This window comes from Intestinimonas sp. MSJ-38 (assembly GCF_018917925.1).
Lineage (GTDB): Bacteria > Bacillota > Clostridia > Oscillospirales > Butyricicoccaceae > Pseudobutyricicoccus.
Genome location: NZ_JAHLPO010000004.1, coordinates 112,347 through 135,170, shown reverse-complemented (window position 1 = coordinate 135,170; position 22,824 = coordinate 112,347). Strand labels below are relative to the sequence as shown.

The following is a 22,824-nucleotide window of genomic DNA, read 5'->3' as shown; positions in this document are numbered from 1 at the left end:
GTGGATATCCCTTGAAAAAGTTTCGAAAATCAAACAACTGGATTTTCCCCGTTTTTGCCCCCCTTGCGGCGGTGCAAGAGGGTATGTTAGTATGGGAGCAAGGGAGCCATTCGCTCCCCTATTAAAAAGGGAAGGATTGGGAAGATGGACAAAAAGCAAGTCAATCGGGATATTTTCAAAATGGTGCTGCCGATCATCATTGAGAATATGCTCCAGATGTCCGCCGGGCTGGTGACCACAGCCATGATCGGACGGCTGATGGCCGATGACATCGCCGCGCAAGGCGTGGGCAACCGGATCATCAACACCTTTTGGGCGCTTTTCAAAGGCATTGGCATCGGCGCCACGGTCATCGTGGCTTTGCGCTATGGCCAGCAAAAATGGGATCAGTGCCGGCGTACGGTGGAGCAGGCCTATGTGACGGTCATCCCTGTGGCCCTTCTCTGTGTGCTGGGCACGCTGATTTTCCTGGACCCGATCCTTCATCTGTTCACCCAGGATCAGGCCTTGCTGGATACCGCCCGTGGCTTTGCACGCATCGCCATTTTCGCCGTGCCCTTTATGGCTCTGTCCAGCCTGAACGCCGCCGCTTTCAACGGCCACGGCAATACCAAAACCCCTATGTACATCGCCTTTTTGATGAACGGGGTCAATATTGTCCTGGGCTTTTTGCTGATCTTCGGCCTCGGCCCGCTGCCGGCCCTGGGACTCACCGGCGCTGCCATCAGCACCGTTTGCTCCTGGATGACAGGAGGGCTCACCGGCCTGTTCCTTCTCTACGCCCCCAAGGGCTATTTCAGCCATGAGATCCACAACCAGCCCTTTTTCTCTCTGGACAAAAGTGTGCTGTCGGAAGTATACAAAACCGGCATCCCGGCCGCTTGTGAAAATGTGTTCTGGCAGCTTTCGGCCATTGTGCTGAGCAATGTGATCCTGGGCTATGGCAGCGCCGCTTTCGCCGCTTATAACCTGGGGCTCCAGGCTGAGACCATCTGCGAAATGCCGGGCATTGGCTTTGTCACCGCCTCCACCTCTTTGGCGGCCCGGGCCATCGGCATGAACGATGACTCCCTGTACCGGCTGTACTTCAAACAGATGCGGAAGTTCTCCTTCTTCACCGGCGTCCTTGCCAGCGTGGCCCTCTTCACCTTTGCCGGCGGCTTTATGACATTGCTCACCGACAAGGCAGAGATCCAGGCCCTGGGCCGGGTGTATGTGTTCATCATGGGCTTTGCCCAGATCCCTCAGGACCTGGCCAAGGTCTATAACGGCACCATTCGCTCGGCAGGTTACCGGAATGTGCCTATGACGGTGTCCTTTGTGGGCATCTGGTGTGTCCGCGTGCCCATGTCGGTGATCTGCGGCAAACTCCTTCACCTGGATCTGTCCTTTATCTGGGTGGCCATTGCCCTGGATCAGATCGTGCGTATTCTGATCAACATGGCTATTTTCCAGAAAAAGCGAGTGATCGATGTGATCTCCGATGGGCGGGCCGCTCGCCTTCAGGGAGAAAAAACCTCTGCATAATGATTGCATAAAAAGCCCTGGCCGCATGGGCAATGTCAGCTTAACTTACTGACATTGCCCATGCGGCCAGGGCTTTTTATATGTTATCCTTTGCCTTCCCGGCGCAGTTTGTCCAGTATCACCTGATCGGCCGGACAGAAGGCATAATTTTCGATTTCTTGCGGGGTGATCCACCGAAGGTCCTGATGCTCCAGCTTTTGGGGGATTCCCCGAACAATGGAAGCGTGAAACAAGGTGAGATGCACCGTGAGGTCGGTATATTCGTGGGTTACCTCCAAAAAGACATCCCCCACCTGAATCTCCACATCCAACTCTTCCCGGCACTCCCGGATCAGAGCCTGCTCCTTGCTTTCCCCCGGTTCGGTCTTTCCGCCTACAAACTCCCACAAAAGTCCCCGGGCCTTGTGCTCCGACCTCTGGCCGATGAGAAACCGGTCGCCTTCCCAGATGAGCGCTGCCACCACCTCTGTCATGTTGTGCTCCTTTCTTTTTACCAAAAAGGGCTTCCCGGTTTGCAGGAAGCCCTTTTTGCTACTTATTTACCCAGCTGCTTGTTCTTCTCCGCAGACCCGGCCACGGCCTGGATACAGGCGCTGCGCAGGCCGCCTTCCTCCAGCTTGGAGATGCCCACGATGGTGGAGCCCCCGGGGGAACAAACGGCGTCCTTCAGCGCACCAGGATGCTGACCGCTTTCCAGCACCAGGGAAGCGGCGCCCAGCACGGCCTGGGCCACATAGGTCATGGCCTTCTGACGGGGCACACCGGCCATAACGGCGCCATCGGCCAGGCCTTCCATAAAGAGGTAGGCAAAGGCGGGTACACAGCCGGAAGCCGCACCGGCAGCATCGGCCAGATTCTCCCCGATCCGGTCAAACCGGCCCGACTGGGCCATAATGGTTTCGAATTCATCCACCAGCTCCGGCTTGCAGCACTCCGGATGGATCAAAGTCATCCCCTTGCCGATGGCCGCGGGGGTGTTGGGCATGATGCGCAGCACAGGCACCCGGTCGGGAAGGTTCAGATGCTGATAAATGCTCTCCATGCTGACTCCGGCGGCCATGGAAACCAGGATCTTTTCTTCTCCCTGGTCGGTGCATTCCTTCACCACCGGGGCGATCTGGCGCAGTACTTCCGGCAGGATGTGAGGCTTGACCCCCAACATGATGAATTTGCTCTGGCGCACCACCTCTTCATTGGTGAGCACCACCTGGCAGCCCACTTCCTTGGCCAGAGCCTGGGCCTTGGCCGGGGTGTGATTGGTCACCACCACCTGCTGAGGGCCGATGCCCTTGCAGGCCGCCCGCACCAGGGCCGCGCCCATGTTTCCTGTACCGATGAATCCTATTGTATACTGGAACATTTGCTTTTTTCCTTTCTTTCCTCTTCCTGCTGCCGGATGGCGCTTTGGGGCACATAGCTGTGGTCATAGAGCACCCGGGCCCGGTTGTGCATCAGGACAGTGTCTTCATAATTTCCTGTTTTTTTGTCCACTTTCCGGCGATAGATGGTGTTATGGCGGTAAAGCTCCGCCCCTTCTTTTTCAAAATACTCGTCCTCCACCCGGATATGCCAGCAATAAGGCAGAGGTTCCTGGCACCGCAGCTGGCCGTGGAGATACTCCCCGTCAATAAAGGTTTTCAGCTGAAAAACCTGCTGGGTGTCATTTCTCACTCGGTAATCCAGGTAATTATAGGCAATGGAGGTTCCCACCCCGAAGGGCACCTGACGGCCAAAATCGGGGAACAGATCCATGCTGTCATGATGGTGATGCTCCAGGATGGTCAAGGGGCTGTGAAGTACCATGAAATGGATGAGGTTTGTAAATTGGCACATTCCGCCGCCCACACCCTGGCCTACCTGTCCCTTGCCGATGGTCATACCCGTCTGATAGCCTTTGCGTCGGGTGCACCGGCCCACCAGATGCCAAAAGGAAAAGGTCTCTCCGGGATAGATCAGAATCCCATCCACCCGTGGAGCGGCCAGGGTCAGATTCACCCTTTTGTTTTGCTGCAAAGCCATATCCACATCCCCCAACCGGCGAAGGATGAGGGATTTGTGGTCATAGATCAGCTGAGGCAATGGTTCTTTCTGGAATGTCTTGACAAAGGGGCCCTGGGAAAGATCTTTCATCTTCCGGCGGAGAATCTCCTTTTCCTGGGAGATGCGATAGGCCCAAGGTCCCCACTGGCAAAAGAGCTTTCTGGCCATAGGCGCCTCCTATTTCTTTTCCCGCACCTCGTATACATCCTCCCGACGGGCGGAAAGCAGCGGCAGCTGCTGGCGCACCTGCTGTACCTGCTCCATGTCCAGCTCCACCACCTGGAAAGTTTCTTCCGCCCCGGCCCGCCACAGCACCTCTCCCCAAGGGGAGACGACAATGGAATTGCCATAGGACACATAACAGCCCTTTTCGTCCCGGGCCGGAGCCACACCCACAGTGTAGCACTGGCCATCCACCGCCCGCTGGCGGAAAAGGAGTTCCCAATGAGCCGGGCCTGTGGTCATGTTGAAGGCCGCGGGCACCACCAGCACCTGGGCCCCTTTGAGTACCATCAGCCGGGAAAGCTCGGGGAAGCGGAAGTCAAAGCAGATGCAAAGGCCGATTTTTCCCCAAGGGGTGTCAAAGACCGTCACCTCATCTCCGGCGGTAAAGGTGTCCGACTCCTTGAAGCTCTGGCCGCCCTTAACATCGATGTCAAACAAATGCATTTTCCGGTGGCGGGCCACCTGGTTTCCCTCCGGATCAAACACAAAGGAAGTGTTGTAAACCTTCCCCGCTTCATCGATCTCCGGGATGGAGCCGCCCACCAGCCACAGCTGATTGTCCTTCGCCATATGAGACAGAGCCTGCCAGCTCTTTTCTTTTGCAGGCTCGGCATACGGACGGAAATAATCGTTGGAATAAGGGCCGTTGAAAATTTCCGGGAGCACGGCGATATCGGCTCCATTCTCTTTGCATTTCTTTACGAATTCTGCCGCACGACAAAGGTTTTTGTCCTTGTCCATTCCGGCTCCCATTTGGATCGATCCGATTTTCATGCTGTCCCTCCCTTGCCCTTTTGTGCCCGGCGCCCGGACAACATGCCCGGGCGCCGGAAAACAGGCTTTTCTCCTCTTTTTATTTCTTTTTGACGATCGCGCCGTCGCAGACTCCCTCCAGGCCGGTGAGAGCCAGGAGCATCAGCAGAGAATGGGCCGGACCGGGGTAATTGGGATCGGGCCGGTACCATTCCTCCGGGTTGTGGCAGTTGCCGCCGGTGCCGCCGTAACCCAGCACAGCAGCGGGAACACCCAGGCTCACCGGCACATTGCAGTCGGTGCTGCCGGCCTCAGAAATGTGCATGGTCTTGCCCATGGCCTCCATCACCTGGGAGAATGTCTCCGCCATGATGCCATCATGGGGCTGAGAACCAGCCGGACGGTCGCCGATCTTCTCAATGATCACATTCACATGATCCTCATGCTTCCAATGATCGGTCTCCTCCTGGGCGGCCTTGCGGGCCATGTCCAGAATGGTGTTCTCCAGCTTCTCCAGCTCCTGGGCGCTGTTGGAGCGGATATCCACCAGCATATGGGTCTCACAGGGGATGGAGTTGATGGAAGTGCCGCCGGAGACCACGCCCACATTAAAGGTGGTCTTGGGCTCTTTCAAGCCGTGAAGCTCCGAAATAGCGGCAATGGCCCGGCCCATGGCATGGATGGGATTGGGCTTGCCGAAAGCGCCGAAGCTGTGGCCGCCTTCGGCGGTATAGGTGATCTTGTACCGCTTGCTGCCGGTGGCATCCAGCAAAATCTCCTCCACACCCCAGTGATCCAGGGACACAAAGGCATCGATGGGCAGAGTGCGGAACAGCTCCTTGGTGCCCCGCAGATCGCCCAGGCCCTCTTCGCCCACATTGCCGCAGAGCAGCAAATTGGCTTTGGGTTTCAGACCGGTCTCCTTGAAGGCCCGGGCCAGGCTGAGCACTTCGGCCAAAGCACGGGTGTCGTCACAGATGCCGGGGCAGTGGTAAACGCCGTCCTTCTCCTTCACTTCCAAAGGCAGAGTGCGGGGGAAAACGGTGTCCAGATGCCCAGCCGCCATCACAGTGGGAGCTTCCGGATCGGCGCCGGGGATTTTGGCATACACATTGCCCACTTTGTCGATGACGGGCTCATAGCCCATTTCCCGCAGACGGCGGGCAAAATCCTCCGTCCGCTCCCCTTCGTCATTGGAGGGGGCCGGGATGGTGACGATCTCCAGCTGTTCTTTCAGGATATTGCCTGCATCCTGTTTCAGATAATCCAGAGCCTTCTGGACCTTTTCCTCCCCCAGGAGTTTCTGCACATTGTTCATGTTTCTTTCTCCCCTTTCCATAGTCTGCACAGCCCGCCGGGGCGGACTGTTTCTTCCTTGACGCAGTTTTTATGCTTTCCTTTTAGATGTAGTTCTGGGCACACAGCAGCTCGGCCAGCAGCACAGCGCCGCCTGCTGCGCCCCGCAGGGTGTTGTGGGACAGGCAGACAAACTTATAGTCATACTGGCAGTCGGGGCGCAGACGGCCTACCGAAACCGCCATGCCATGTTCCAGCAGCCGGTCCAGACGAGGCTGAGGACGATCGGGCTCTGTGAAATAGTGGATGAACTGCTTGGGGGCCGAAGGCAGCTCCAGCCGCTGGGGCTCACCGGCAAAGTTCTTCCAATCCTCCAGAATCTGCTCCATGGTGGGCTTATTCTCAAAACGGACGAACACCGCGGCCAGGTGGCCGTCGGACACCGGCACCCGGATACACTGGGAAGTGATGGAGGGAGAGGTAGCGTTGACAATTTTGTCCCCATCCACCTTGCCCCAGATCTTGAGAGGCTCCTGTTCGCTCTTTCCCTCTTCCCCGCCGATGTAGGGATTCACATTGTCCAACATCTCCGGCCAGGTCTCAAAGGTCTTGCCAGCGCCGGAAATGGCCTGATAGGTGCAGGCCAGCACATCCTTCACCCCATACTTCATCAGGGGATGGATGGCGGGCACATAGCTTTGCAAAGAGCAGTTGGACTTCACCGCCACAAAGCCCCGCTGGGTGCCCAGACGGCGGCGCTGGGCATGGATGATCTCAGTATGCTCCGGATTGATCTCCGGGATGACCATGGGCACATCCGGGGTGCCCCGGTGTGCGCTGTTGTTGGACACCACCGGCACTTCGGCCTTGGCATAGGCCTCCTCCAGCGCCCGGATCTCTTCCTTCTTCATGTCCACGGCACAAAAGACGAAATCTACTTCCGCCTTCATGCCTTCCACATCCTGGGCGTCTTTCACGATGATATCCCGCATATTGGCAGGCACAGGGGTATCCATAAACCACCGGCCTTCCACCGCCTGGGCATAGGTCTTTCCCGCGCTGCGGCCAGAGGCGGCAATAGCGGTTACATGGAACCAAGGATGATTTTCCAGCAGTGTGGCAAAGCGCTGGCCCACCATACCGGTGCCGCCTACAATACCCACCCGATAGCTTTTGTTCACAGTCGATCCACTCCTTTATTGCATCTTGGCTAAGTGCTCATGCTTCACATACTATATGCGTCCTCCCCGGGACGCGACCCCTTTCCGGGGGATTTTTCCCTTCTTCTTTCTCGTTTCAGTATAGCATAGCACCCCCTTGCTTTCAAGCGCCGCAGGGTTTTGCTTTGCTTCCCGGAATTTCGACAAAAAATTTGGAGTTTATCCTATTTACTCTAAAACTTTTTTATTATTAGTGAAAATATATGAAATATTTTTATACTCTTCCCTCTTTTTCCCACATCTGCAATCTTTTCATTCTGAAAGCCATACAGTATAATATTTGCAGTTGGAAACACCGGGGCGAAGGAGGCCTTCACACCCGGTTTTTGGGAGGAAGAAGCCTATGGATCAGCACATCGATCATCAGGAGCTTTTGGACATCGCGACCCGGGTGGGAGTTTCCCTTCTGCAAAACGGAGCGGAGATCTACCGGGTGGAAGATTCCATCCAGCGGATCGTGGCGGCCTATGGGGTCAAAGAGGTGGATGTTTTCGCCGTCCCCACCACCATCATCGTCACCATCAATCCTCCCGGAGGCAAAACGCTCACCAAAACCAAGCGGATCTACAGCCGCTCCACCGATCTGGACCGGATCTACCGGCTCAATGACCTGTCTTTTGACATTGTGGAGGAACGGCCCACCTTTGAGGAGATCGAACAGCGGCTGAAAGCCATTGCATCCCAGCCGGTCTATCCTCTGCCTGTCCAGGTTTTTGCCTGCGCCCTGGCCGCCTTCGGCTTCACTTTGTTTTTCGGCGGCAATCTGATGGACGCCATTTGCTCCCTCACTTTGGGCGCGGCCATCCGGCTCATCGGCTACGGCATGGATCTGTTCCACACCAACGGCTTTTTTATCAACACCATCTCCAGCGCCGTCACCGCTTTTCTGGCGGTGTTCTGGGTGGAAATCGGCGTGGCCGATCACATCGACAAGATGGTCATCGGCGCCATTATGAACCTGGTGCCCGGCGTAGCCATCACCAACTCCATGCGGGATATCATCGCCGGCGATCTGCTGGCCGGTCAGGCCAAACTGGTGGAGGCCCTTTTCATTGCCACCGCCATTGCTCTTGGCGCCGGTATGGTGCTCTCCCTCCATCGGCTGTTTTTCTAACCAAAAGAAAGGAGCCTTCTTATGCCCATTCATGAAATATTGCTGGCTTTCCTGTATGCCTATGTGGCCTGCCTGGCCTTTACCCTGATTTACAACATGCGGGGCAAATTCATTTTCCTGGCCCCTTTGGGCGGGTCCATTTGCTGGATCGCCTATAACCTTCTGAATTTCACCGGCAACGATATTCTGCAAAACTTTGTGGCCACCATGGCCGTGGCCCTTTATTCTGAGATTCTGGCCCGCATTTACAAAGCCCCGGTGCCCATGTTCCTCATCGTGGGCATCCTACCTCTGGTCCCTGGCGCTGGCATCTACTACACCATGGAATATTGTGTGTCGGGCAATCAGATCGCCTTCGGCCAATCGCTGGTGCACACTCTGGCCGTGGCCGGTGCTCTGGCCCTGGGCATTGTGCTCATTTCCTCTCTGTTCCGCTTCTGCATGCTCTTCTGGTACCACCGGAAAAAGAAGAAACAGTGCAAAAAAGCCTGACAGCAAAGCCGCCTTCCCAAGTGGAAGGCGGCTTTTTTGCACCCTTCCCCACATTCCACATAGAATAGAGGGAAAAGGAGGAATGAACAGTGGCCTATTCGGACAGGGAGCTTTTGGCCCGATTGGTCCAGTGCGAAGCAGGAGGCGAAGGGGAAAACGGCATGAAAGCAGTGGCTTCGGTGGTGATGAACCGGGTCCACACTCCCGGCGGAGAATATGCCCGGGTAGGCCAAGGCAGCCTGCGGAACATTATTTTTCAGCCCGGCCAGTTCGTCTGTGCCTCTGAAACGGAAAATGGCCAATACAACTCCCAAAACATCTACAATATGCGCCCGGAGGCCATTCATTATGAGATCGCCGACTGGGCCATGGCGGGCAACCGTCTCTCCCCATTGGGTCAGGCGCTGTGGTTTTATAACCCCTATTCCCCTCTCTGCCGGGAGAACTTCCCCAGTGAAGTGGGAATTTTCACCCATCGCATCGGTGACCACTGCTTCTATGACCCGCTGGATGCCTATTTTCAAACATAACAACGGAAACACGGGAGGTACTTACTATGTTTTATGACACATCCTATGGCGGCACAACTTCCCAAGGGCTGCATATGGACCCGGACGAACCGATGAATCAGGTACTGGACCCCCAGTCCAACGCCGATGTGACCCGAGGCTCCATGCTTCAGGACCTGGCCGACAACCTGGGCTATTATGTGGAGATCGACTTTCTCATCGGCACCCAGAATATCGTCACCCGTGGCGGCATCCTCTATGCCGTGGGCAACAACTATGTGACATTGTATCAGGATCTGGAGGACCGGTATGTGGTGTGCGATCTCTATTCCATCAAGTTCGTCACCTTTTACAATACCCGCTCCACCCCTCGTGGCCGGGGCACCATCAACGCTCCGACCGGCAATGCCGGCTCCCGCTCCATGTAACAGATTGCAAGGAAAAAGCCGTCCCCAGGGACGGCTTTTTCTATGAAATCGTTTATTTTTTCCAGCTGATATTTTCGATGCGCAAATCACCGGCATCGTTAATCGTAACGCCTTCCAGATCCGCATTAAAAGCCCGCAGACTGATGGTCTGATATAGCGGCGCCTGGGAGCAGATCTGATTGAGCATGGCAGCACACTGGGTGGTCAGAGCTTCCCGCTCCTCCTTATCAATGGTCTTACTGGCCTGATCGATCAAAGCATCAATCTCTGGATTATTCATCCGAGATTTATTGGAAGCATTGATGGATTTGCTGTGGAACACACCGTTAAAATAGGAAATGGTATCGCTCATGCCATAACCACCGATGGCTGCCACAAAATCTCCTTCGGCCGTGGCACTGAGATAGGTGGCCAAGTCCATGGATTCCAAAGTACATTCAATCCCGATCTCCTTCAAATTGGCCTGCACCACTTCACCAGCCCGCTTTTTGGTATCATCGGAGCAAATAATGGAGAATTTGATCTCTGCCGGGTCCACTCCGGATTTTTCCAACCACTCTTTGGCTTTTTCCACATCATACTGGTCCGCATTTTCTTCTGTCACACCTGGGATATTGGTGGGCATCTGCGCCAAGGCCGGCTTACCCAACCCATTCAGAGCTACCGTGACCACACTTTCTTTGTCGATGGCACAGTTGATTGCATGGCGGATATTCTCGTTATCCATAAACTGCTTTTCATTGTTAAGCATAACCCATGTTACGCTGGTGGGCATATATTGAATGGTGGCCAGCTTGTCATTTTCCTGGATGCGTTCTACATCCATCGCTTCCACCTCAATCACCAGATCCACTTCTCCGGCTTCCAGCGCAATGGTACGGGAAGAACCTTCCGGGATAATCTTCCAGGTTACATGTTTAATAGAAGGCTCACCCAGATAGTAGTCTTCAAAAGCTTCAAACTCCACTTGATCACCGCGAGTCCAGCTGACAAACTTATAAGGACCGGTGCCAATGGGCTGAGTATTAAAATCATGGCCTTCGTCAATCAGCTTTTTGGGGACGATGGCATTACCGTGTTGTGTCAGATTGAACAGCAACACCGGAGAGGGAGTGGGGGTGGTGATGCGTACGGTGTAATCATCCACCACTTCCACCGACTGAATATTATCGTTATACAGGGAAACCTCGGCAAAGCCCTTGGCCCATTCCAGCGATGCTTTGACATCTTCTGCTTTCATAGAAGTGCCATCGTGAAATTTTACATCCTGACGCAGCTTAAACTCCCATTCCGTATCGCTGATTGCTTCATAACTTTCTGCCAGATCAGGCACTGGATTCAGATCCTCATCCAGACGCATGAGACAAGTGAAGTTCATCAAATTCATGTAATAACCCGCAGTGGCATTGTGCTCCACCGGGCTGAGAGTAGGAGTTTCTGCCATGGTGGCTACCACCAGAGTGTCCTTCGTCCCGCTGAAGTTTTTCCCCTGGGAACCTCCATCCTTGCCGCATCCGGCCACCAGGCCCAGACACAGCATTCCCGCCATCAAAAGTGCTGTCAATCGTTTTGTTGGCTTCTTCACAATTCTTCTCCTCCTGTCTCAATAGAATGACTTCATTCTATTCCTCTGGTTTTTCCTTGTCAATAGCGTCAGCAAGAATGTGCAGCCCGGGAATCTGTGCAGTACAAAGAACATTTTGTTTTTTCTTTGTATGAAAAACAACACTCCTGCTGTTGTTTTCCCCTGAAATACACCCTGCTGAAAACAGGAGCAATTTTATTTATTCTGCTTATTTTTTTGGCCAAACTGACTTTTCCCTATTTTTGTTTCATTTTGTGTTATCCAAATGCAACCATTTTCCCAATAAGAAATCCCAGGAAATATACTTCCTGGGATTTCTTGTTGATCCTGATTTCATTTGATCATTCTATTTTTACTTTTCACGATCTTTTGCGCCTATTCTTTGTGTTTCTTTACAATTTACTGTGGACACTGCCTTGGAAAGCGGCCCCCATGGCCGCAGCCCAGGGCCCCAGACTTCCCAGCTCCACCCGGGTGGGAATGGGAGTCAACACCCCCACCACTGCCCGGATATCCGGCAGCACCGGCTTCATATACTGGGCCACGATACCGCCGATGACCACCACCTCCGGGTTGAGCATGCTGGCAATATTGGCAATCACCCGGGCCAGATCCCGGATAAAATAGGTCACCGCTCCCCGTGCCGGCTCCTTCCCCTGCACATAGGCCTGGAACATCTGCTCCAGATTCAATCCACAGCTGGTGAGAGTACTCCAGATCTTCCGTTCCATTACTCCCGGCTCGCCCAGCACATTCCGGTTGCTCATCTCCTGATCGATCTCACCCAACAGATAACCGATCTCTCCGGCCCGGCAGGCCGCGCCATAAATCAGCTCGCCATCGCAAATAATCGCACTGCCTACCCCCCGGCCGATGGCAATGTAGCAAAGATCGTCCGCTCGAGCGCCGGTACCCTTCCAGCGCTCTCCCAATGCGGCACAGTTGGCCTCGTTGTTGATCTCCACCGGAAAGGGCAGCAGCCGTCCCAGTTCTTCTGCCAAAGAATAATTCTGCCACCCCAGGCTGTTGGCCCGGATAACCCGTCCCCGCCGATCCACCGTTCCCGGCAGGCTGACGCCCAGGCCGATGGTTTTTTCCTGGGTCATCCCCGCCTTTTCCACGCACTTGCGGGCCAGGGCCGCCATGGGCTCAGGAGAAGGGTCCATGGCGGTTTCGGTACGATAGAGGACCCGGCCATCCAGATCGGTGACCACGGCCAATGCGTGATCCGGGTGAATATCGATGCCCACGCCGCAGGCCGAAAGGGGATTGAATCCCAGCATTTTGGACGGGCGTCCACTTCCCTTTTCCGGCCCTTTCTCCCCCAGATCGATGACCATCCGGCTGCGCAGCAGCTCGTCACAAATGGCGCTGACGGTGGTTTTGCTCAAAGAAAGCTCCCGGGCAATGCGGGCACGGCTGATGGGCTGCTGGCTTTTAATGGTCTCCAGCACCAGCTGTCGATTGATCTTTTTGATCATCTCCAGGCTGCCGGTTCTGCTTTTCATAACGGTCTCTCCTTTATTTTGCTGAAAAAACGCCTGGGAGGCAGAAAATTGTCCTCCCAACAGGGAATTTCGTTTGACACTGACCATCTTACCATATATCATGTAGATAGGGCAAATCTCTTTTCGGGAAAAAGCCCCAATTTTGAAAGAAACGCAGGTGGACACCTTGAAACTGAACAAAAATCTCACCATGCTCACCGATTTTTACGAATTTACCATGGCCAATGGCTATTACAAAAAGGGCATGGGAGATACTATCGCCTATTTTGATATGTTCTACCGGAATGTGCCTGACAATGCCGGCTATTCCATCATGGCCGGCGTGGAGCAGCTGGTGGACTATTTGAAAAACCTCCACTTTACCCAGGAGGATCTGGAATATCTTCACAGCAAAGGCTGCTTCTGCCCGGAATTTCTGGACTATCTGAAAAACTTCAAATTTGCCTGTGATGTATGGTGCATCGCCGAAGGCACTCCCATTTTCCCCGGCGAACCCATCGTCACCGTGCGTGGCCCGGTGGCCCAGGCCCAGTTTATCGAAACCATGGTGCTGCTCACCATCAACCACCAGAGCCTGATCGCCACCAAAGCCAACCGGATGGTGCGGGCGGCTCAGGGGCGGACGGTGCTGGAATTCGGCTCCCGCCGTGCCCAGGGCGGCGATGGCGCCGTTTTGGGCGCCAGAGCGGCCTATATCGGCGGCTGTGCCGGCACGGCCTGCGTCATGACCGACCGGGATTACGGCGTACCGGCGGCAGGCACCATGGCCCATAGCTGGGTGCAGATGTTCCCCACGGAATACGACGCCTTCAAGGCCTATGCGGAGATCTATCCCCGGGACTGCACTCTGCTCATCGACACATACAGCGTCATGAAATACGGCCTTCCCAATGCCATCCGCATCGCCAAGGAAGTGCTGGAGCCCCAGGGCTGCCGGCTGAAAGGCGTGCGCATCGACAGCGGCGACATCGCCTATGTGAGCAAGAAGATCCGGGCCAAGCTGGATGAGGAAGGGCTGACCGATTGCAAGATCGTGGTTTCCAATTCCATGGACGAAGTGCTCATCCGTGACCTGATCATGCAGGGGGCCCAGATCGACACCTTCGGCATCGGCGAGCGGCTGATCACCTCCCGCAGCGCACCGATCTTCGGCGGCGTCTATAAGCTGGCCGCCATCGAGGACAATGACGGCCACATCATCCCCAAGATCAAGATCAGTGAGAATGTGGAAAAAATCACCACACCTCATTTCAAGCAGATATGGCGTTTTTACGACAAAGAAACCGGCCTGGCCTCTGCCGATGTGGTGGCCCTCCATGAGGAGGAAATGCCTCAGGGCGAGCCCTACACCATTTTCGACCCCACTTATACCTGGAAGAAAAAGACCCTCACCGATTACACTGCGGTGCCCCTGCTGCAGCCCATCTTCCAAAAGGGCAAATGCGTCTATGAAAAACGCCCCATCCAGGAGATCCAGGCGTTCTGCCGTCAGCAAGTGGGAACGCTGTGGCCCGAGGTCAAGCGGTTCGAAAATCCCCATTCCTATATCGTGGATCTCTCCCCCAAACTGTGGAAGATCAAACAGGATCTGCTGGAACAATATTAAACCTTTCCAAAGCCGCCGGAAAACCGGCGGCTTTGTTATTTTGTTGCAAAACCTTGAAAAAATGGCCGGTTAATGTTATAATTACATTACATATCGGAACCACCATGACCCAGGAGGGGATACCCATGAATCACAAAAAATCCACCATACGCCTTTGCGCTTTGAGCCTTTCGGCGGTAATGCTGCTGGGGCTGTTCGGCTGCAACAAGCAGGAAGAGCCTTCCAAGGCGGAAAAAGAAGCGCAGCAGACGGAAAACACCACAGATACCCCGGACAACACAGAAAAGCAGGAAGAAACTCCCCTGCCCGATGTGACCCAGCCGCTGAGCGAAGAGGAATATCTGACCGTTTGCCAGCAATATTATGACGAGCTGATGATGGCCAGCAACGAGGCCTCCCGCAAGCTGGACGAAGCCATGAGTGCGACCGCCAAAACCGAGGCAGAAAAAAAGGCCCAGCAGAACAAAATCGATGTGGCTATGGGTCTGATCAGCAATATGCGGCCCATGTACGAGCGTTTTGCCGAGCTGCAGGCGCCGGAAAGCTATGCGGAAGCCCATGAGCTGGTGAAAACCGGAGCCACGGCCTCCAGCGAAGTGCTGCGGCTGACGGTGGAGATCGCCGAGGCCGCCAAAAAGGAGGACGGTGCTGCGGAAGCTCTGGTGCTCCAGGCGGAAATGGAGGAATATACCTCCGATGCCCAGAATTTTTCCAAGGGTTTGGAGATGGTGCTGGGCGATGTGGTGGGCACCGGCACTGAAACGGGATCAACACAGCCGTAACTCCTTGGCAGCGTGACGCTGCCCAGGCACTGGGCCTTGACACAAAGGGAAATCTTGCAGTATAATAAAGACAGAAAAGGGCGCTGCCGGTAAGTCGGTTAGTCCCCCTGATTTGGTGTAAGAAGTAACCGCATCAGTTGGGCCTGGGGCGGTTACTTCTTTTTATTACCGGCCTGGATGACCAGACTAATAACGCCTATGATCACAAGGCAGAAAGTGAGCAAATCACTTAATGTCACATATGTAACCATGGTCATCCCCCCGAGCCAGAATCCTCGCTGCGGCGAGGATCACAAAGACCCCACGGAAAATTCCGTGGGGTCTTTGCATTGGCGGCGCGTTATTTCGGCGCATAGCCGAAATAACCAGCATCCCGCTAAGCGACGCCGCCGCTGGCTCTCGGGGACAAACTAGTTTTTCCCCGACCCTTTTCCAGCCTCCCGGCGGGGTCCCCATCGGTTCCAAGTGGACACGACCAGCGGCCTATGCTATAATGAAGAAAAAAGACGAAAACAGCACAAAGGAAGATGACAATGTACCAAAAGCGGATCAACGAATATGGAATCACAGTGGGCAGCCTGCCCCGGGGCCAGCGGAACAAGATCACCGATGTGGAAGGTGTTCAGGTGGGGCACTGCACCATTGACAACGGGGAAAACAAAACCGGCGTGACGGTGATCCTCCCCGGGCCGGGGAACCTGTTTGCCCAGAAGCTGCCCGCGGCCAGCTTTGTCTGGAACGGCTTCGGCAAGACAGCGGGCCTTTTGCAGGTGGATGAGCTGGGCACCCTGGAGACCCCCATCGCCCTGACCAACACCCTGAATGTGGGCTTGGTGCACGACGCCCTGGTGGAATACACTTTGGAACAGTGCGAAAAGGACGGCGTGGAAATGCGGAGCCTGAACCCGGTGGTGGGCGAATGCAACGACAGCAGGATCAACCGCATCGGTCATCGGGCCGTGGGGAAAAAGGAAGTCTTTGCCGCCATCGAAAATGCGTCGCTGGATTTTGACGAAGGGGATGTGGGGGCCGGAAAGGGCACCATCTGCCATGGGCTGAAGGGCGGCATCGGTTCGGCCTCCCGGCGGATCTTGCTGGACGGCAAAAGTTACACCCTGGGGGTGCTGGTGCAGAGCAACCACGGCAAGCTGGAAGACCTGACGGTGGACGGCATCTGCCTGGGGGGAGGGCTTGCGGTGCGCAGCCTGGGGGACACCCCGGTGGATCAAGGGAGCATCATGATGGTGGTTGCCACCGACCTGCCCTGCTCCACCCGGCAGCTGAAGCGCATCCTCAAGCGGTGCAGCGTGGGCCTGGCCCGGCTGGGCAGCTTTGTGGGCCACGGCAGCGGCGAAATCATGATCGGCTTTTCCACCGCCCGGCGCATCCCCCACGCCCCCACCCAGGACATTCTGGATCGCCAGGAGATCAGCGAAGAGCGGCTGGACCTTTGCTTCCGCGCAGTGGCGGAGGCCACGGAAGAGGCTGTGCTGAACAGCATGGTGTGCGCCAGCCCCAGCCAGCGGCTGGACGGTCAGGTCGTCCACAGCCTGCGGGAATTCCTCTAACCTAAGAAAACCGAACAGAGCAAAAGCCCCGGAAACATTTCCGGGGCTTTTCTTCTGTCCAACCGAGGGCAAAGGATAGAAAAAGGGACGGCCGAAGCCGTCCCTTTTGTTTAGCTTTCGCTATTCACTGTAATTCCGGTGAGGGAAATTACTGAGCCAGGTTAGCAATATCGTTGCCGTTGACTTCAACAACCACGATCTTCGCAGTGTTCACATTGTCAACCACATCACACAGAACGATGGCATTCTTGTAGGTGCTCTCAGAAGCCTTAGCCATGGAGCCATCTTTAGCCACAGAAGCATTAGCAGTTGTGTTAGTCTTAGTGATGTAGATGTACTTAGTATTGCTGTTCACAGTGTAGAACACTTTGTCAGAAGTGGCAGTACCATAGATAGTAGTGTCGTTGTAATCCTCCACAGTGATAGCAGTCCACTGGTCATCAGTCTGGGCCGCAGTATTCGTCACCGGAGTCAAGGCATTCTTGGAAACATACTCGCCAGACAGCTTGTAGGAAACCAGCTTATTTCTATTGGCATTCAGAGTATCCATGACCTTCATAGCATCGGTCTTGCCGATCTTAAAGGTCAGTTCGCTCACATCGACACCAGCAACAGGCAGAGTCACCTTATAGTTGTTGCTATCGATATCACCAACGATGCTGGCAGTGCCAGTCACGACAGCATACTTCTCGCCAGAAGCAGCATTGGGCAGATCAGCTGCACCAAAGTCCAGAACACCAAATACCATTACAGGCATACCAGTAGCTTCGCTATAGGCATACTGCTTACCATTCATATTGGTATTGCCGCTAGTACCATTGACACCATAGGTCAGCTCGCTGCCCTTGAGAGCAACATACTTGACAGTAGAAGTAGTAGCATCTGTGTACTTCACGAAATACAGAGAATCCGCAGAGTTCATTGCCTTCACGGTATCGATCTTGACCTGCTTATTAGCCTTGTCATACTCCAAGGCAGCAGTAGCAGTGCCAGTAACGGTCTTGCCGGAGTTGGCCAGCTCCTTCAGATACACATTCTCGCCGTCCATGACATACTCATAGACCGTATCCTTAGCAGAATCCAAGTCGCTAGTTGTCTTAGCACCGGAAGGCAGATCAGCTTCAGCAACATAAGACAAAGTCTTAACGCCATCAGCAGTCAGAACCTTAACCTTACCATTCTGCCAAACATCAGACCTATTAACATCAATCAGATAAGCCAGATTGGTGGAGAAGGTAGAAGCTTTACCAGTAGCATAGATAACATACTTGCCATCGGTGTAGAAGTTCTTTGCCTCGTGCAGATTAACATCATCTTCATCGCTGGCCTTGTAGCCCTTCATCACAGTCTCGTTGTTAGCATTGATAGCACCAACCTTGTAGCTTGTGCCACCAACTGTGATCTCGGCATAGTGATAATAATCTTTAGAAGTAGGAGCAGTAACGTTGTACTTGTCGCCAACCTTGTAGCCGCTCACAGTACCAGTGAAGGAGTCAGCCTTGACAACATCAAAAACAACATTGCCAGAGGTATAATTGGGGGTGATGCGAACAACATCATCCACAGCCAGATCTTTAGCCAGGTTCAGATACTTCCAATTTTCAGCACTGCTGCTGTTGAATGTCAGATCAGCAGTACCGGTGCTACCGTTGGAAACAGTGCCATCCTTCTGCAGGAACATATTGTTCCTAGCAGCGTCCTTCAGGGTCAGCTTAGTCTTTGCAACATCGATACCCTTAACGATAGCAAAGGTGCTCTTAGTGACAAAGGCAGAATCGATAAAGCCGTCGTTGTTCACATCGACCAGCTTCACAGCACTATTGTTGTTAGTACCAAAGCCGATATTCTTCAGCTCAGTAGCAGAAGTGATCTCAACAGATGTAGTAGCGTTTTTCACGAAGTTCTCGTAAACAGTGATGGTCTTCTTACCGTAATCCTTCTCAGCATAGCCTTCGAAAGAAATCTTTGTACCATCAACCTTCACATCGCCCAGTGTGGTGTTGTACACAGCGGAACGAGCGGGGAGAACAGCATAGATCTTGTCAGCAGTTGTGGTGCTAGCAGGTGTGCTACCCTTCTTGTAGTACACATTAACAATCTCACCCAGCAGATTAGCAGAGACATCAAAGTCCACATCGCCAGCTTCAGTATTTGTAACACCAGAAACAGCAGCAATCTTAGCGACATTATCGCTATTGGTGCCCTTCACAATATTAGTAGCACTAGTATCATCGTACTTCATGGTCTTGGTCTCAGTCAGCTGGCCCATGGCAATTTCCAGGCCCAGATACTGCTTACCATAGCTCATAGTAGAGTCGTTAGCGTTGCCGAACTGCAACTCACCTCTGTTGTAAGAAACATAGGGAGCGTTGATGGCGTTGGTCATCAGGCGGGCAGTCCACTGACGGGGAGTGGCAGCGTAGACAGAAGGCTTAAATTCAACGGACAGGCCGGAAGTAGCGGCGTCGACCAGAACTTTGGTCTGCCAGCCGTTGCCGGTGTAGCCCTGCACATCAGCCTTGTAGCCGATCATGCACAGCAGCATCTTCATCAGCTCAACGCCGGTGACATTGCCGTTGGGATCGAACTTCTGCACATTGCCTTCCTTCCAGCCACCCATGTAGCCCAGGTTGGTGCAGTAGTTGATGTAGCCCTCAGCCCAGTGGCCAACGGGAACATCGGCATACTTGGATACGCCCTGGAAAGCAACAGCGCCGTCATCGACACCGTTGTTCTTCAGAACATAGATCATCTTGGCAGCTTCAGACCGCTTCACATTGACTGTGGGGTTGAAGTTACCATTCTCGTCGCCCTTGAAGACGCCGAGAGCTGTCAGCAGCTGGATGTCGTTGGTCAGAGCAGAATCAATCTTGTTCTGATCCTTGAACGCAGCACCAGCCATCATGGTGAAAGCCATGGCAAACACCAGGGACAGCGCAAGAACTTTTTTCAGAGTTCTCATGTGGTTCATTCCTCCTATAAAATTTTTGGGCACATCGTACCCTTCGTAATGCATGATACCAAAAGCCGATTTTTTTTGCAAGACTTTGCAGGGGATTGTAACATAAGTGTAACACTGTCGCCAGAATACCTGCTGCGGCAGGGCGGCGAGCCGCCGCTCCCATACTGTGCTCCCGCACCCGGTCATGCAGCCTGGCTAACTGGTGCGCTGGGCTTCACAATCCCCCCGGCATGGCAGCGGGGCCACCACCGGGGCCAAGTGGATCGAATGGGCAACAGAGCACGGTTTCTTGCAAAAAAAGTCGCATTATGCTATATTGAGATCAGGCACTACCAGTAACGGTAGGCGGTTAACCCCCTGACACAGGGGACAGCTTCTTTGCCCCCTGACCCTATTCAGGAAGGGGGGATGACCATGGTTACATATTCTGATTTGATTCAAATCGGCATTTTGACCGTAGCCATTATCAGCCTGTTTTTTCAGGTTAATGATAAAAAGAAGTAACCGCCTCGGCTCCCAACTGATGCGGTTACTTCCGTAATCTAGTAAGGGGCTAACCGTCTACCGGTAGTGCCCTTTTTCTATCTCTATTATATCTCCCTGCGCTTCCCCTGTCAAGCAGCGTGACGCTGCACCCATACTGTGCTCCCGCACCCGGTCATGCAGCCTGGCTAACTGGTGCGCTGGGCTTCACAATCCCCCCAGCATGGCTTTGCCACGCTGTCCCCCCTTTGCACAAGGGGGGCTTTTCTTTGCCCTGCGGCATACAACGGACTTGGGGCATTGACACAGCACGGCAAAGGGTTGTATAATATAACATAGAAAAAGGGCGCTGCCGGTAAGTCGGTCAGTTCCCTTGTTGGTTACGAAGAAGTAACCGCCAAATGTGGGGACATGGGGCGGTTACTTCTTTTTATTATTGACCTGAAAAAACAGGCTGATAATGGCTACGGTCAAAATGCCGATTTGTATTAAATCAGAATATGTAACCATGACCATCCCCCCTTCCTATACACAGGGTCGGGGGGCAAGAAGTTTCCCCCCTTTTTTGAAACAAGGGGGACTAACCGCCTACCGTTACTGGCAGCGCCTATTTGCAGTATAACATATTATGACATTCTCCGCAATAGACAAGCCCCGGCCAAATGGCCGGGGCTTGTCTATTGCGGAAGTTCTTCAATATTGACAATCCTGTCGGGGTAGTGTTCTTTGAAATACCGGAGATTTTCATTTTTTTGGCCTTGGAGCGTGGAACGCTGGCCCTTCCTATAATATAAGGTAACCGGGCCGGGGGGTGCATGGCGGAGAACTTCCTCGCACCGGCGGCGCAAAATGCGGCTTTGCACCAGCTGGCCCAGGGCCGGGTGATAGACCCCGGCGAGAGCCTGCTCTTCCAGCTCCCGGCTGGGGTTCAGCCCCAGGCGTATGACGGGGATCTCCTTTTCCTGAAAAACCTCCAGGGCGTCGGCACTCCACTCCACCCCCTCTTCCAGGGTGAGCGGGGTGTATTCCCCCCGCTCCATCATGGCAAAAAGGGGCGTGCCACGGAGCACGCAGACGGGATAGAGCCGCACCCCCTGGGGGCCCAGGGCCGCCACCGCCCGGGCCGAGCGCAAACTTTTTTCCCGGCTGTCTCCCGGCAGACCCACCATCAGCTGCAAAATCAGCTCAAAGCCCTTTTCCTGCACCAGGCGGGCTGCCCGAAGGGTGTCCTCCGCGCGGTGGCCCCGGCCGGAAAGACGCAGCACTTCATCGTCCATGGACTGGGCCCCCAGCTCGATGGTCCGGACGCCGTATTTTTTCAAAAGGGCCAGCCCTTCCTCTGTGATGCAGTCGGGCCGGGTGGACACCCGCACCCCCTGGGCCTGCCCCTGCTGCACATATGGAAAAGCCGCCTCCAGGTACTCTTCCTGTAAGGCGGCGGGTATGGCGGTGAAGCTGCCTCCATAAAAGGCGATCTGGGGGTTCTTCCCCAAGCGGAGCCCCTCCTTTAAGATACGCTCCACTTCCCGGCCAGTGGGGGCTTTCTGCCCGGTGATGGCCTTTTGGTCGCAGAACACGCACTGGTGGGGACAGCCCACATGGGGAATGAACACCGGCAGGATGTGCTTTGTCACTGCCCCATCAGCTCCAGCGCCTGCCGGGCCGCCTCCTGCTCCGCTTCCTTCTTGCTCCGCCCTTCCCCTTGGGCGATCACATTGGAATTGATCAAAAGCTCGATGAGAAAACGCTTGTCATGATCCGGCCCGCTTTCGCCCTTGAGCCGGTAAGTCAGGGTCTCCTCCCGGTTCTTCTGCACGATCTCCTGGAGGGCCGTCTTATAATCCAGAGGGTGCCGGGTGCGGGACACCGTCTCGGCCTTTTCCTTGATATAGTCCAGGATGAACCCCTTGGCCGCTTCCATGCCGCCATCCAGGTAGATGGCCGCCAGCATGGCCTCCACCGCGTCGGCCAGCACCGAGGCCCGCTTCCGTCCCCCGCCGCTCTCTTCTCCGTGACCCAAAAGCAAGTGCTCTCCCAGGTTCAGACGCTGGGCATATTCATACAGCGACTTCTCGCACACGATGGACGCACGCAGCTTGGTCAGCTCCCCCTCCGGCATATGCCGGAAGTGACTATAAATATATTCCGCACAGATGAAGCCCAGCACCGCGTCTCCCAAAAATTCCAGCCGCTCATTGCTGCGCACGCCCTTCTCCCGGTTCTCGTTGGCATAGGAGCTGTGGGTCAGCGCGTTCTGCCGCAGCTGATCGTTGTGAAACCGATATCCCAGCTTGAGCTGTGTTGCCATGGATTCTCCCTCCTTCTTCCCTTCCAGCAGAAAAGGGCCGGGACACAGATGCCCCACGCCCCTTTCTTCCGGTTTGCTCGATCATTCCCCGATCCGCTCTTTGATGAAATTCACCACATCGCCTACGGTCTTGACATTCTCCAGGGTGTTGTCCTCCACCTGGCCCAGTTCAAAAGCCTCTTCCACGCTCATGATGAGCTCCACCAGATCCAGGGAATCAGCGCCCAGGTCGCCCACAAATGTGGTCTCCTCGGTGATCTCGTCCTGATCCACCCCGAACTGCTGGGCGATGATGCCCTTCAGCTTCTCCAGTACCATCTTTGCCACCTCCTGCTGATCGAGATTTTCTATCGATCTCATTATATACTTTTTCCCCGGCGAGAGCCTGCCCCCGCCGTACAGTCAGTGATTATAGCAA

The 22,824-nt window shown here is 54.6% G+C and carries 21 protein-coding genes; 8 read left to right on the top strand and 13 right to left on the bottom strand.

The genetic code is table 11. From position 1 onward, the window contains the following. The first annotated feature begins 144 nt into the window (after nucleotides 1-144). Nucleotides 145-1,527: an MATE family efflux transporter gene (locus KQI26_RS04190; RefSeq protein ID WP_216503344.1), complete on the top strand. Its 1,383-nt coding sequence runs from the start codon at nucleotides 145-147 to the stop codon at nucleotides 1,525-1,527. A gap of 83 nt (nucleotides 1,528-1,610) precedes the next feature. Here the strand turns inward: KQI26_RS04190 and KQI26_RS04185 are convergent, their stop codons facing one another. From KQI26_RS04185 to asd, 6 genes are all read right to left on the bottom strand, one after another. Further along, nucleotides 1,611-2,000 carry a (deoxy)nucleoside triphosphate pyrophosphohydrolase gene (locus KQI26_RS04185; protein ID WP_216503385.1) on the bottom strand — a complete coding sequence of 130 codons (390 nt, stop codon included), beginning with the start codon at nucleotides 1,998-2,000 and terminating at the stop codon, nucleotides 1,611-1,613. Between the two features lie 62 nt (nucleotides 2,001-2,062). Further along, nucleotides 2,063-2,887, bottom strand: a complete 825-nt coding sequence (gene proC / locus KQI26_RS04180) for a pyrroline-5-carboxylate reductase (protein ID WP_216503343.1) — start codon at nucleotides 2,885-2,887, stop codon at nucleotides 2,063-2,065. After that, nucleotides 2,869-3,735: a VanW family protein gene (locus KQI26_RS04175; protein WP_216503342.1), complete on the bottom strand. Its 867-nt coding sequence runs from the start codon at nucleotides 3,733-3,735 to the stop codon at nucleotides 2,869-2,871. Before KQI26_RS04175 ends, proC begins: the two co-directional genes overlap by 19 nt. Nucleotides 3,736-3,744: 9 nt before the next feature. Then, nucleotides 3,745-4,566, bottom strand: coding sequence for a carbon-nitrogen hydrolase family protein (locus KQI26_RS04170; protein WP_216503341.1), 822 nt, complete (start codon nucleotides 4,564-4,566; stop codon nucleotides 3,745-3,747). 79 nt (nucleotides 4,567-4,645) lie between these two features. Further along, complete coding sequence (locus KQI26_RS04165) at nucleotides 4,646-5,863, bottom strand: M20/M25/M40 family metallo-hydrolase (RefSeq protein WP_216503340.1); 1,218 nt, start codon at nucleotides 5,861-5,863, stop codon at nucleotides 4,646-4,648. An 82-nt stretch (nucleotides 5,864-5,945) separates the two neighbouring features. Then, nucleotides 5,946-7,022, bottom strand: coding sequence for an aspartate-semialdehyde dehydrogenase (gene asd, locus KQI26_RS04160; protein ID WP_371744077.1), 1,077 nt, complete (start codon nucleotides 7,020-7,022; stop codon nucleotides 5,946-5,948). A 382-nt stretch (nucleotides 7,023-7,404) separates the two neighbouring features. Here asd and KQI26_RS04155 point away from each other — a divergent pair, with 382 nt between their 5' ends. From KQI26_RS04155 to KQI26_RS04140, 4 genes are all read left to right on the top strand, one after another. Then, a complete protein-coding gene (locus KQI26_RS04155; protein ID WP_216503339.1) occupies nucleotides 7,405-8,175 on the top strand; it encodes a threonine/serine exporter family protein in 771 nt (256 codons plus the stop codon). 21 nt (nucleotides 8,176-8,196) lie between these two features. Next, nucleotides 8,197-8,667, top strand: a complete 471-nt coding sequence (locus tag KQI26_RS04150) for a threonine/serine exporter family protein (RefSeq protein WP_216503338.1) — start codon at nucleotides 8,197-8,199, stop codon at nucleotides 8,665-8,667. 89 nt (nucleotides 8,668-8,756) lie between these two features. Beyond that, complete coding sequence (locus KQI26_RS04145; protein WP_216503337.1) at nucleotides 8,757-9,197, top strand: cell wall hydrolase; 441 nt, start codon at nucleotides 8,757-8,759, stop codon at nucleotides 9,195-9,197. 26 nt (nucleotides 9,198-9,223) lie between these two features. Next, on the top strand, nucleotides 9,224-9,604 hold the full coding sequence (locus KQI26_RS04140) for a hypothetical protein (RefSeq protein ID WP_216503336.1): 381 nt from the start codon (nucleotides 9,224-9,226) through the stop codon (nucleotides 9,602-9,604). A gap of 52 nt (nucleotides 9,605-9,656) precedes the next feature. On the opposite strand, the gene KQI26_RS04135 is transcribed toward KQI26_RS04140, so the two are convergent. Then, nucleotides 9,657-11,189, bottom strand: a complete 1,533-nt coding sequence (locus KQI26_RS04135; RefSeq protein ID WP_216503335.1) for an ABC transporter substrate-binding protein — start codon at nucleotides 11,187-11,189, stop codon at nucleotides 9,657-9,659. Between the two features lie 392 nt (nucleotides 11,190-11,581). Then, the gene (locus KQI26_RS04130) at nucleotides 11,582-12,697 is read right to left on the bottom strand and encodes an ROK family transcriptional regulator (RefSeq protein ID WP_216503334.1); all 1,116 of its coding nucleotides are present in this window, start codon (nucleotides 12,695-12,697) and stop codon (nucleotides 11,582-11,584) included. A 166-nt stretch (nucleotides 12,698-12,863) separates the two neighbouring features. Between KQI26_RS04130 and KQI26_RS04125 the strand changes: the two genes are divergently transcribed. The 3 genes from KQI26_RS04125 (at nucleotide 12,864) to KQI26_RS04115 (ending at nucleotide 16,653) form a co-directional block, all read left to right on the top strand. After that, the gene (locus tag KQI26_RS04125) at nucleotides 12,864-14,303 is read left to right on the top strand and encodes a nicotinate phosphoribosyltransferase (RefSeq protein WP_371744076.1); all 1,440 of its coding nucleotides are present in this window, start codon (nucleotides 12,864-12,866) and stop codon (nucleotides 14,301-14,303) included. A gap of 125 nt (nucleotides 14,304-14,428) precedes the next feature. Then, nucleotides 14,429-15,085 (top strand): hypothetical protein, encoded by a 657-nt coding sequence (locus KQI26_RS04120; RefSeq protein ID WP_216503333.1) that lies wholly within the window; start codon nucleotides 14,429-14,431, stop codon nucleotides 15,083-15,085. 533 nt (nucleotides 15,086-15,618) lie between these two features. Further along, the gene (locus KQI26_RS04115; protein ID WP_216503332.1) at nucleotides 15,619-16,653 is read left to right on the top strand and encodes a P1 family peptidase; all 1,035 of its coding nucleotides are present in this window, start codon (nucleotides 15,619-15,621) and stop codon (nucleotides 16,651-16,653) included. A gap of 148 nt (nucleotides 16,654-16,801) precedes the next feature. Here the strand turns inward: KQI26_RS04115 and KQI26_RS04110 are convergent, their stop codons facing one another. The 5 genes from KQI26_RS04110 to acpP form a co-directional block, all read right to left on the bottom strand. Beyond that, complete coding sequence (locus KQI26_RS04110; protein WP_216503331.1) at nucleotides 16,802-19,615, bottom strand: S-layer homology domain-containing protein; 2,814 nt, start codon at nucleotides 19,613-19,615, stop codon at nucleotides 16,802-16,804. A 903-nt stretch (nucleotides 19,616-20,518) separates the two neighbouring features. Continuing rightward, entirely contained in the window at nucleotides 20,519-20,608 is a 90-nt protein-coding gene (locus KQI26_RS15685; RefSeq protein ID WP_345941594.1) for a putative holin-like toxin, read from the bottom strand. Between the two features lie 167 nt (nucleotides 20,609-20,775). Further along, nucleotides 20,776-21,732 carry a radical SAM protein gene (locus KQI26_RS04105; protein ID WP_216503330.1) on the bottom strand — a complete coding sequence of 319 codons (957 nt, stop codon included), beginning with the start codon at nucleotides 21,730-21,732 and terminating at the stop codon, nucleotides 20,776-20,778. Continuing rightward, nucleotides 21,729-22,406, bottom strand: coding sequence for a ribonuclease III (gene rnc, locus KQI26_RS04100; protein WP_216503329.1), 678 nt, complete (start codon nucleotides 22,404-22,406; stop codon nucleotides 21,729-21,731). The genes KQI26_RS04105 and rnc overlap by 4 nt, the downstream gene beginning before the upstream one ends. An 81-nt stretch (nucleotides 22,407-22,487) precedes the next feature. After that, nucleotides 22,488-22,724, bottom strand: coding sequence for an acyl carrier protein (gene acpP / locus KQI26_RS04095; RefSeq protein WP_216503328.1), 237 nt, complete (start codon nucleotides 22,722-22,724; stop codon nucleotides 22,488-22,490). Between the last annotated feature and the right edge of the window lie 100 nt (nucleotides 22,725-22,824).